Annotated in this window: 10 protein-coding genes; 4 read left to right on the forward strand and 6 right to left on the reverse strand. The window is 62.8% G+C overall.

Annotated features, from left to right (window positions below; translation table 11 throughout):
* Window positions 1-75 precede the first annotated feature (75 nt).
* Entirely contained in the window at window positions 76-402 is a 327-nt protein-coding gene (locus V7N12_RS13945) for an HNH endonuclease (RefSeq protein ID WP_443089936.1), read from the reverse strand.
* A 272-nt stretch (window positions 403-674) separates the two neighbouring features.
* On the opposite strand from V7N12_RS13945, the gene V7N12_RS05455 reads away from it, so the two are divergent.
* Together V7N12_RS05455 and V7N12_RS05460 are read left to right on the forward strand one after the other, a co-directional pair.
* On the forward strand, window positions 675-1253 hold the full coding sequence (locus V7N12_RS05455; RefSeq protein ID WP_333713243.1) for a nitroreductase family protein: 579 nt from the start codon (window positions 675-677) through the stop codon (window positions 1251-1253).
* Window positions 1250-1939 (forward strand): EI24 domain-containing protein, encoded by a 690-nt coding sequence (locus tag V7N12_RS05460; RefSeq protein WP_333713244.1) that lies wholly within the window; start codon window positions 1250-1252, stop codon window positions 1937-1939. The genes V7N12_RS05455 and V7N12_RS05460 overlap by 4 nt, the downstream gene beginning before the upstream one ends.
* Here the strand turns inward: V7N12_RS05460 and V7N12_RS05465 are convergent.
* Entirely contained in the window at window positions 1926-2213 is a 288-nt protein-coding gene (locus tag V7N12_RS05465; RefSeq protein ID WP_333713245.1) for a DUF1467 family protein, read from the reverse strand. The genes V7N12_RS05460 and V7N12_RS05465 overlap by 14 nt on opposite strands.
* Before the next feature lie 65 nt (window positions 2214-2278).
* Window positions 2279-2683 carry a methylmalonyl-CoA epimerase gene (mce, locus tag V7N12_RS05470; RefSeq protein ID WP_333713247.1) on the reverse strand — a complete coding sequence of 135 codons (405 nt, stop codon included), beginning with the start codon at window positions 2681-2683 and terminating at the stop codon, window positions 2279-2281.
* Window positions 2684-2810: 127 nt separating this feature from the next.
* Here mce and V7N12_RS05475 point away from each other — a divergent pair, with 127 nt between their 5' ends.
* Window positions 2811-3524 (forward strand): response regulator, encoded by a 714-nt coding sequence (locus V7N12_RS05475; protein WP_333713249.1) that lies wholly within the window; start codon window positions 2811-2813, stop codon window positions 3522-3524.
* Between the two features lie 4 nt (window positions 3525-3528).
* Here V7N12_RS05475 and aspS read toward each other — a convergent pair whose 3' ends face one another.
* The 3 genes from aspS to bchE all read right to left on the reverse strand — a co-directional run bounded on the left by aspS (window position 3529) and on the right by bchE (window position 7654).
* Window positions 3529-5313, reverse strand: a complete 1785-nt coding sequence (gene aspS, locus V7N12_RS05480) for an aspartate--tRNA ligase (RefSeq protein WP_333713250.1) — start codon at window positions 5311-5313, stop codon at window positions 3529-3531.
* Between the two features lie 84 nt (window positions 5314-5397).
* Window positions 5398-5997, reverse strand: coding sequence for a bacteriochlorophyll 4-vinyl reductase (gene bchJ / locus V7N12_RS05485; protein WP_333713251.1), 600 nt, complete (start codon window positions 5995-5997; stop codon window positions 5398-5400).
* A complete protein-coding gene (gene bchE, locus V7N12_RS05490; protein WP_333713252.1) occupies window positions 5990-7654 on the reverse strand; it encodes a magnesium-protoporphyrin IX monomethyl ester anaerobic oxidative cyclase in 1665 nt (554 codons plus the stop codon). The genes bchJ and bchE overlap by 8 nt, the downstream gene beginning before the upstream one ends.
* Window positions 7655-7845: 191 nt before the next feature.
* On the opposite strand from bchE, the gene carB reads away from it, so the two are divergent.
* Window positions 7846-10498: carbamoyl-phosphate synthase large subunit (gene carB, locus V7N12_RS05495; RefSeq protein ID WP_333713253.1), on the forward strand; the 2653-nt coding region annotated here is incomplete at its 3' end.

The raw sequence follows: 10498 nt of genomic DNA on the forward strand, positions 1-10498 counted from the left end.
CCCGACGCGCGGTTCGACGCCTTTCTGGACGGGTGGCTGGACGAAATGGCGGGGGCGCTCGCACTAGTTCCGAAGTCATAGCCACCTTCCTTGAGCAAGCCGCTTCCGAACTTTCACTTTGTATGCGTCAGGAGGAAGTGTGTGTTTGCTTTTGGCCCTAGTCGAATTACAGAATTTACACGCGGCTACGATGTTCTCGTGAGTTACCTGACCACCTTGTGAAGCGGGCAAGAGGTGTTCAGCGGTCAGTTGGTAATGGTGGACCTTACGCAACGATATCCCGTGTTGCCTCTGAAAGGCGCTGGGACAACCTGTCCACATCGGATGGTCACAATAATAGCAAAGATGCCCCTGTTCGGCATACTTGCGGTCTCTGATTTTTTTCTGATGGTTTCTCGACATGCTACACCTTAAGTTTTCGATCAAAATCGAGAACTGGGTGCGAATGTCTTTGACACTTCGCGGGCAAGTCCTTGTGGATCATCGCCCTAGTTCATTCCCATGCAGTGCCCCGTTCGGACGCTCTACATTATGGACACGCTAGCTAATGATGAGCGAAGCGTCAACCGTGACGTGCAAAATCGAAACTTTCACTATCGTCGGTTCGTGGTTTTGGTAACTTGCTCAGTCTGCAATGACTGCCTATCTCGGGGGTAGCAAAGCAAGGACTCCCCATGCCCACCGAAAACCCCGCCGCGCTTGATTTCCTGCTCACCCGCCGGTCGCGTCCTGCCAAGACGCTGACCGCCCCGGTTCCAGGCCGCGAGACGTTGCAAACTCTGCTCACCGCCGCCGCGCGGACGCCCGATCATGGCAAGCTGGAGCCTTGGCGCTTCATCGTGCTGGAGAAAGCCGCGCTCACAAGGCTGGCGGAACTGGCCGCAGCACGCGGGGCGGCCTTGGGGATCGACGCTGAGAAGATCGCCAAGGGTCAGGCCCAATTCGCCGATGCAGACCTTGCTGTCGCCGTGATCAGCAGCCCCAAGCCGTCCGACAAAATCCCGCAGATCGAACAGGTCTATTCGGCGGGGGCGGTCTGTCTGGCGTTGCTGAATGCCGCCCTTGCGGCCGGTTGGGGGGCGAACTGGCTGTCGGGCTGGGCCAGCCACGACCGGAGTTTCGTGACGACGGGCCTTGCCCTTGACGATCACGAAACCGTCGCGGGTTTCATCCATATCGGCACGCAAACCAGCGTCCCGCCGGACCGCCCGCGCCCGGATCTTGCCGCCATCACCACATGGGTCAGCGCATGATCTTTCAGGCGTTCTTCGCCGCCCTCGGCCAGCTGCCCGACCCGCGCTTTCGCAGCGTGCTGTTGCGCGGTCTGGGCCTGACCATCGGCCTGCTCTTCGGCTTTTATCTTGTCTTGCGCTGGCTGATCGGGCTGATCTTTTCCGACCCCGTCACCCTGCCATTCTTCGGCGAGGTGACATGGATCGACAGCGCCCTGGGCTGGGGCACGCTGGGGCTGGTCCTGCTGATGTCCGTCTTTCTGATGGTGCCGGTCGCCTCGGCGATCACCGGTCTCTTTCTGGACGAGGTCGCCGACGCCGTCGAGGCAGAGCATTACCCCCACCTGCCCGTGGTCAAGGGCGTGCATTTTCTTGACGGGCTGATGGATTCGCTGGGGTTTCTGGGCGTGCTGATCGGTGCGAATATCGCGGCACTTTTTCTTTATGTGATCTTTCCCTTCGCCGCTCCTTTCATCTTTTACGGGATGAACGGCTATCTTCTGGGGCGGGAGTACTTCCAGCTTGCCGCCATGCGCCGCGAGGGGCGCGAGGGGGCGAAGGCGCTGCGCCGCAAACACAACGCCACGATCTGGGCGGCGGGCTGCCTGATGGCGATCCCGCTGTCGTTTCCGCTGATCAATCTGGTGATCCCGATCCTGGGTGCCGCGACCTTCACCCACCTTTATCACAGGCTTAGTCGCGACTGACCTCGGGGGTGGACATCCGCTCGAACCAGTCGATGTCGCGGACGGATACCGCACCCGACAGCAGCACACCGGCAATCACCGCCCAGATCGGAAACGCAAAGAGGGTCGTGACCTTCGCCTTCTTCTTGAAACTGAAATTCGCAGGCGAAGAGGCATGTGTTCCCGGCACGATCTCGCCCGCCTCGCCTTGGGTTTCAAGCCGCAGGGGCAGGACGATGAAGAAAACGATCGTCCAGATGACGGCGAACAGCACCAGACCGGATACAGGTCCCAAGGGATATTCCTTTCAATAGTCGTCTGACGCGCCCGCATACAGCACGCACCGGCAGCCGCAATGCGTCAAACTTGCTCCAGTTCCACCAGACAGCCGTTGAAGTCCTTGGGGTGCAGGAACAGCACCGGCTTGCCATGGGCGCCGATCTTCGGTTCGCCATTGCCAAGGACGCGCGCGCCTTCCTTTAGCAGATGGTCGCGGGCGGCGAGGATGTCCTCTACCTCGTAGCAGATATGGTGGATGCCGCCCGAGGGGTTCTTGTCGAGAAAGCCTTGGATGGGCGAGGCATCGCCCAAGGGATAAAGCAGCTCGATCTTGGTATTGGGCAGGGTGATGAAGACCACCGTCACTCCATGATCCGGCTCATCCTGCGGCGCGCCCACATCGGCCCCCAGCATGGTGCGATACTGGGCGCTGGCGGCGGCAAGGTCCGGCACGGCGATGGCGACATGGTTCAAACGGCCGATCATGGGGGTCTCCTGTCTTTGGGATGTTATGGCGAATGGTGGAAATTCTGGCAACGGGGTCTGACGTTAAGGAACTGTTCACTCTGTCCTGCTTTGGTCACCGGTGCAGCAACCAGAGGGAAGAATCGCGATGGATGTTCAGGACACATTGCAGCGACAAACGCCAACCGCCCATCGCCCGCTACTGGGGGTGACGGTGCTGGTCGTCGAAGACAGCCGTTTCGCAAGCGAGGCCATTCGCCTGCTCTGCCTGCGATCGGGCGCGCGCATCCGCCGCGCCGACAGTGTCGAGGCGGCACGGCGGCATCTGGCGATCTATCGGCCCACGGTGCTGCTGGTCGATCTGGGTCTGCCGGACGGGTCCGGTCTTGAACTGATTGCGGGGCTGACCGGGGCCACCCCGCGCATCGACGTGATCCTTGGCACCAGCGGTGACGCCGACATGGGGGAACGGGTCATGGCGGCGGGGGCCGACGGGTTCATCCCGAAACCGGTGGACAGCCTCTTGGGTTTCCAGACAGAGATCCTCAAACACCTGCCCGCCGACCGCCAGCCACCCAGCCCGCGCATGGCCCGGGACGAGGTGATCAACCCCGACCCCATCGCCTATCAGGATGATCTGAACCATATCGCGCAGCTCCTGCACGGGGCGACAGGCGACCAGACGCTGAATTACATCACGCAGTTTCTGGGGGGAATCGCCCGCAGCGCGGGCGACCACGATCTCGATGCAGCCGTCACCCGCCTGACCGTCGCGCGCAACACCGGCGGCGACCCTGCCACGGGCGTGGCGGCCCTTGCCGATATGGTGCAGGCACGATTGGCCGCTGCCGGCCCGATCTGATGGGTCAGCTTTCGGGCGGCAGCACGCGCAGGCGCAATTCGCGCAACTGTTCGTTCATCGGCTCGGACGGGGCGCCCATCATCAGGTCTTCGGCCCGCTGGTTCATCGGGAACATGATGACCTCGCGAATGTTGCCGGCATCGGCCAGCAGCATCACGATCCGGTCGATCCCCGCCGCACAGCCGCCGTGGGGCGGTGCGCCATACTGGAAGGCATTGACCATGCCGCCGAACCGCTTGCGCACCTCGTCCTCGCCATAGCCTGCGATCTCGAAGGCCTTGAACATGATCTCGGGGCGGTGGTTGCGGATCGCGCCGGACACCAGTTCATAGCCGTTGCAGGCAAGGTCATACTGAAAGCCCTTGACCTGCAAGGGATCGCCCAACAGCGCCTCCATCCCGCCCTGCGGCATGGAAAACGGGTTGTGTTCAAAGTCGATCTTGCCGGTCTCGGCGTCACGCTCGTAGATCGGGAAGTCCACGATCCATGCGAAAGCGAACCGGTCCTTGTCGGTGAGATTCAGTTCCTCGCCGATGACCGTGCGGGCCTTGCCTGCGACAGTTTCGAAGGCTGACGGCTTGCCACCAAGGAAGAACGCCGCATCGCCGACGCCAAGGCCAAGCTGCTGGCGGATCGCGTCGGTCCGTTCGGGGCCGATGTTTTTGGCCAAGGGACCGGCGGCTTCCATCCCGTCCTCGCCCTCGCGCCAGAAGATATACCCCATTCCGGGCAGACCTTCTTTCTGGGCAAAGGCGTTCATCCGGTCGCAGAACTTGCGGCTGCCGCCTGTCGGCGCGGGGATCGCGCGGATTTCGGTGCCGTCCTGTTCCAGAAGCTTGGCGAAGATCGCAAAGCCCGAGTCGCGGAAGTGGTCCGAGACGACCTGCATCTTGATCGGGTTGCGCAGATCGGGCTTGTCGGTGCCATACCAGAGGGCCGCATCGCGGTAGGAAATCTGCGGCCAGTCCTGCGGTGCATCCACCTTGCGGCCACCGCCGAAGTCCGCAAACACGCCCGCCAGCACCGGCGAGACAGTGTCGAAGACGTCCTGCTGCGTGACGAACGACATTTCCATATCCAGCTGATAGAAGTCGGTGGGCGAGCGGTCGGCGCGCGGGTCTTCGTCGCGGAAGCAGGGCGCGATCTGGAAATACTTGTCGTAACCGCTCACCATGATGAGCTGTTTGAACTGCTGCGGGGCCTGCGGCAGCGCATAGAACTTGCCCGGATGCAGGCGCGAGGGCACAAGGAAATCGCGCGCGCCTTCGGGGGACGAGGCGGTGATGATCGGCGTCTGGTATTCGCGGAAGCCCTTGTCCCACATCCGTTTGCGGATGGATGCCACCACGTCCGAGCGCAGCTTCATATTCGCCTGCATCGCCTCGCGGCGCAGGTCGAGATAGCGATATTTCAGCCGCGTCTCTTCGGGGTATTCCTGATCGCCGAAGACCATCAGCGGCAGTTCCTTGGCAGCACCCAGCACCTCGATCTCGCGGATGAAAACCTCGACCTCGCCGGTGGGGATCTTGGGGTTCACCAGTTCGGGGTCGCGGGCCTTCACCTCGCCGTCGATGCGGATGCACCATTCGGACCGGACCTTTTCGACCTCGGCGAAGGCCGCCGAGTCCGGATCGCACAGCACCTGCGTGATCCCGTAGTGGTCGCGCAGGTCGATGAACAGGATGCCACCGTGGTCGCGCACCCGATTGACCCATCCCGACAGACGGACGGTCTGGCCCACATGGGCTGCGGTCAGGTCGGCGCAAGTATGGCTGCGATAGGCGTGCATGGTCTGGGTCCTCGACGGGGCTGTTCCGGTCGGCCCGATACACCCCTTTGCAGGGCTGGTGTCAACCGCCCGCGATCCAAGTTTCTAGAAACTTGGTCGCCGCGACAGCGTGAAACGGCACGCCGCGTGCCCCATGGCGCAACAGGTGGTTTCCGCACAGCGCAAGCGCCCATCGACAAGGCTGCGGAAAAGCGTTTCGAAGACCGCACAGTGCCAGTGGCACAGCGGCACCGCGCTGACCTCGCCGCGCACGATAGGGTTGTCGTGGATCGCAAAACGCAAGGTCCCCTCGTGCTCGAACCGTCCCGATCCGGCAAAGGTCCAGGCGTGTCGGGCGATGGCCTTCGAGAGCAAGGGCGCCCCCAGCACCGGCGGCAAGACCTGCAGCGCCCGTTGTGCCGCCCGCGGGATCCGGTAGGCCATGATGTAATGCGCCGTGCGCACGCCCGCCTCCCAGGCCAGCGAGGGGGCCATTTCCGGTTCAAGCGCCCGCAGCGCCTGATGCATCCGTGCAGCCGGTCCCTCGGGCATCATGCCCGCGTCCGAGGGCGGCGCAAAGAGACCCGCCGCCGCCATCACCTGATCGCGAAACCGCGCACCGCCCGCCTGTTCCAGCACGGGCAGCAGTTGCAGGATGGCGTTGGGCCCGATCAGCCCCTCTGGCCGGTGGGCATCCTCAGACATCCTCCATCTGTTGCGAGCCACCGCCACAGGCCTTTACCTCGGCCCCGTTGGGCATCTTGAAGGCCGCGCTGCGGGCGACCGCGCGTTCCTTGCCTTGGGCGCGGATCGCGGCGCGGCGCTCGGCGGCTTTGGCGGCCTTGTCGGCGCTGGCTTCCCAATCCTCCATCTGCGCTTCGGCGATGGTGCGGGTTTCGTCGAAATGGAAATCCAGCTTGCCCTTGGATTGCGGCCCCGTATAGCCGACCTTGCCCAGATCATAGAAGGTCCGCGCGAAACCGGCCTTCATGAAGGCCTTGAGGCATCCCAGCAGATAGCGCCGCCGGAACCCCGTGCCGCGCCACGGATAATGGAACAGCGCCTTTTTCATGTAGAACCGGCGGTAGTTGTTCATCACGCCGTCCAGCAATTCGCCCCGGGTCATCGCGGCGGGCTTCATGATCGGGGTGACGAAATTGTAGCGGCTGAAGTCGAAAACCTCGACCTTGTCCTTGAGCTCTTGGAACAGCGGCGTGAAGGGCCAGGGCGTATACATCGCCCAGTTGGCCAGATCGGGCTGCCAGTCCCAGGCCATCTTGTAGGTCTCGTTCAGGGTCTCGGGGGTTTCGTTGTCCAGACCGACGATGAACTGCGCCTCGACCAGAATATCGGCATCGCGCAGCAGGCGGATCGCCTCTTTGTTTTCCTCGACCTTGGTTTCTTTGTTGAACTGGTCCAGCTTCATCTGTGCCGCGGCCTCGGTGCCGAGGCTGACATGCACCAGCCCCGCCTTGCGGTAGAACTTCAGCAGGTCGCGATCGCGGTAGATATCCGTGACCCGCGTGTTGATCCCCCATTTGATGCGGTCGGGCAGACCACGGGCGATCAATTCCTCGCAGAACTGGACGAATTTCTTGCGGTTGATGGTGGGTTCCTCGTCGGCGAGGATGAAAAAGCCGACGCCCTGTTCGTTCACCAGACGCTCGATTTCGTCCACGACCTTCTTGGGATCGCGGACCCGATAATCACGCCAGAATTTCCACTGGCTGCAAAACGAACAGGTAAAGGGACAGCCGCGCGCCATGTTCGGGATCGCCACCCGGGTGTTGAGCGGGATGTAGATATATTTCTCCCACTCCAGAATCGTCCAGTCGGGGTCGATCCCGTCGAGGTCCTTGACCGTGCTGGCGGCTTGGGTCGCAACAATCTCGTCCCCGTCGATGAAGGCAAGACCATGGATCTTGCGCCGGTCGGCGGGCCAGCGGCCATCGCGGACGGCGGTCATCAGTTCGGTGACGATCTCTTCGCCCTCGCCGCGCACGATCACGTCGACCCAAGGGGCCTCGGACAGGACCTGTTTGTACATGAAGGTCGCATGCACACCGCCCAGCACGCGCAGGGCATCGGGGGCATGTTCGCCTGCCAGCTTCAGCACGTCCTCCGCCTTGTAGATCGAGGGGGTGATCGCCGTGACGCCCACCACATCAGGTTGCAGTGCTGCGATTTTCTCGGCCACGACCGCGTCCGAATAATCGTTCGTCATCGCGTCGATAAAGTGGATATCGTCGAAGCCTGCACGGCGAAGCGAGCCTGACAGATAGGCCACCCAGGCCGGTGGCCAGCTGCCCGCAATCTCCGCGCCACCGGACCTGTAATTGGGGTGGACAAACAGAATACGCATGGACTCACTCCTCCTTGTGTCAGGTTTACCTTACACAAGCTGTGTCAGCTAAAATTGACATAGATCAAATCACGTCTGCCCGCGCGTTTGATTTTTCCTGCAATCCAACCCCCAAGGCCCAGCCTGCCCCTTGCGCTGCGGCGTCCCATCCCTATAAGGCACGACAATTTGCAAAATCTGAGGGGCCGCCCATGCCAAAGCGTACCGACATCCAGTCGATCATGATCATCGGCGCGGGTCCCATCGTCATCGGTCAGGCCTGCGAATTCGACTACTCGGGCGCACAGGCCTGCAAGGCGCTGCGCGAGGAAGGCTATCGCGTCATTCTGGTCAACTCGAACCCGGCCACGATCATGACCGATCCGGGCCTCGCCGATGCCACCTATATCGAACCCATCACCCCCGAAATCGTCGCCAAGATCATCGAGAAAGAGCGCCCCGACGCCCTGCTGCCGACCATGGGCGGGCAAACCGGCCTCAATACCTCGCTGGCGCTGGCCGATATGGGCGTGCTGGAAAAATTCGGCGTCGAGATGATCGGCGCCAAGCGCGAGGCCATCGAAATGGCCGAAGACCGCAAGCTCTTCCGCGAGGCGATGGACCGTCTGGGGATCGAGAACCCCAAGGCCACCATCGTCACCGCCCCCAAGGTGAACGGCAAGCGGGACATCAAGGCGGGGCTGGCCCTTGCGCTTGAAGCGCTCGAAGAGATCGGCCTGCCCGCGATCATCCGGCCCGCCTTTACCCTTGGCGGCACCGGCGGCGGCGTGGCCTACAACCGCGAGGAATACGAATACTACTGCCGGTCGGGCATGGATGCCTCGCCCGTGGGGCAAATTCTGGTCGATGAATCACTGCTCGGCTGGAAGGAATTCGAGATGGAGGTGGTGCGCGACAAGGCCGACAACGCCATCATCGTCTGTTCCATCGAAAACGTCGATCCGATGGGCGTGCACACCGGCGACAGTATCACCGTGGCCCCCGCGCTGACGCTGACCGACAAGGAATACCAGATCATGCGCACGCACAGCATCAACGTGCTGCGCGAAATCGGGGTCGAGACCGGCGGGTCCAACGTGCAATGGGCGGTGAACCCCGCGGATGGCCGCATGGTCGTGATCGAGATGAACCCCCGCGTGTCGCGTTCATCCGCGCTGGCGTCCAAGGCGACAGGCTTCCCGATTGCCAAGATCGCGGCGAAACTGGCCGTGGGCTACACGCTGGACGAGCTTGACAATGACATCACCGGCGTCACGCCGGCATCGTTCGAACCCACGATCGACTACGTCGTCACCAAGATCCCGCGCTTCGCCTTCGAGAAATTCGCAGGCTCCGAACCGCATCTGACAACGGCGATGAAATCCGTGGGCGAGGCGATGGCCATCGGCCGCACGATCCACGAAAGCATGCAAAAGGCGCTCGCCTCGATGGAAACCGGGCTGACGGGCTTCGACGATATCGCGATCCCCGGCGCGCCCGACAAGGCCGCGGTGACCAAGGCGCTGGCCCGCCAGACCCCCGACCGCATCCGCGTCATCGCGCAGGCCATGCGCCACGGGCTGACCGATGACGACATCTTCGCCGTCACCAAGTTCGACCCCTGGTTCCTGGCCCGCATCCGCGAGATCGTCGAGGCCGAGGCCCGCATCAAGAAAGACGGCCTGCCAGTGACCGAAGACGGCCTGCGCCAGGTCAAGATGCTCGGCTTCACCGACGCCCGCCTCGCCAAGCTGACCGGCCGGACCGAAGATCAGGTCCGCCGCGCGCGCCACAACCTTGGCGTCACCGCCGTGTTCAAGCGGATCGACACCTGTGCCGCCGAATTCGAGGCGCAGACGCCCTACATGTATTCCACCTACGAAACCCCCGTGATGGGCGATGTGGAATGCGAGGCGCGGCCCTCGAACCGCAAGAAGGTCGTCATCCTTGGCGGTGGTCCGAACCGCATCGGGCAAGGGATCGAGTTCGACTATTGCTGCTGTCACGCCTGTTTCGCCCTGACCGATCAGGGCTATGAAACCATCATGATCAACTGCAACCCCGAGACCGTGTCGACCGATTACGACACCTCGGACCGGCTCTATTTCGAGCCGCTGACGTTCGAGCACGTGATGGAAATCCTGCGGGTCGAGCAGGAAAACGGCACCCTGCACGGCGTGATCGTCCAGTTCGGCGGGCAGACGCCGCTGAAGCTTGCCAATGCCTTGCACGACGCCGGCATCCCGATCCTCGGCACCACGCCCGACGCGATCGATCTGGCAGAGGACCGCGAGCGGTTCCAGGACCTCGTCAACCGTCTGGGCCTGAAGCAGCCCGTCAACGGCATCGCCCATTCCGACGCCGAGGCGCTGGCGATCGCCGATAGCATCGGCTTCCCGCTGGTGATCCGCCCGTCCTACGTGCTGGGCGGCCGCGCGATGGAGATCGTCCGCGATCAGGCGCAGCTGGAACGCTATATCTCGGACGCCGTCGTGGTCTCGGGCGACAGCCCTGTCCTGCTTGACAGCTACCTGTCCGGCGCGGTCGAGGTGGACGTCGACTGCCTGTCGGACGGGCAGAACACCCATGTTGCGGGCATCATGCAGCATATCGAAGAGGCGGGCGTCCATTCCGGCGACAGCGCCTGTTCCCTGCCCCCCCATTCGCTGCCCGATCACATCATCGCCGAGATCCGCACACAGACCGAAAGCCTGGCCCGCGCGCTGAATGTCGTGGGCCTGATGAACGTGCAATTCGCCGTCAAGGACGACGAGGTCTACCTGATCGAGGTGAACCCCCGCGCCTCCCGGACCGTGCCCTTCGTCGCCAAGGCCACCGACAGCGCCATCGCCTCCATCGCCGCGC

Origin of the sequence: Yoonia sp. (genome assembly GCF_036770585.1) — a bacterium.
Lineage (GTDB): Bacteria > Pseudomonadota > Alphaproteobacteria > Rhodobacterales > Rhodobacteraceae > Yoonia.

What these genes read in the sequence shown, in the direction of transcription:
- aspS (WP_333713250.1), bottom strand. Translation starts at nt 5,313, where the DNA reads ATGCACGCCTATCGCAGCCATACTTGCGCCGACCTGACCGCAGCCCAT.
- mce (WP_333713247.1), bottom strand. Translation starts at nt 2,683, where the DNA reads ATGATCGGCCGTTTGAACCATGTCGCCATCGCCGTGCCGGACCTTGCC.
- V7N12_RS05455 (WP_333713243.1), top strand. Translation starts at nt 675, where the DNA reads ATGCCCACCGAAAACCCCGCCGCGCTTGATTTCCTGCTCACCCGCCGG.
- V7N12_RS13945 (WP_443089936.1), bottom strand. Translation starts at nt 402, where the DNA reads ATGTCGAGAAACCATCAGAAAAAAATCAGAGACCGCAAGTATGCCGAA.
- V7N12_RS05475 (WP_333713249.1), top strand. Translation starts at nt 2,811, where the DNA reads ATGGATGTTCAGGACACATTGCAGCGACAAACGCCAACCGCCCATCGC.
- V7N12_RS05460 (WP_333713244.1), top strand. Translation starts at nt 1,250, where the DNA reads ATGATCTTTCAGGCGTTCTTCGCCGCCCTCGGCCAGCTGCCCGACCCG.
- bchJ (WP_333713251.1), bottom strand. Translation starts at nt 5,997, where the DNA reads ATGTCTGAGGATGCCCACCGGCCAGAGGGGCTGATCGGGCCCAACGCC.
- bchE (WP_333713252.1), bottom strand. Translation starts at nt 7,654, where the DNA reads ATGCGTATTCTGTTTGTCCACCCCAATTACAGGTCCGGTGGCGCGGAG.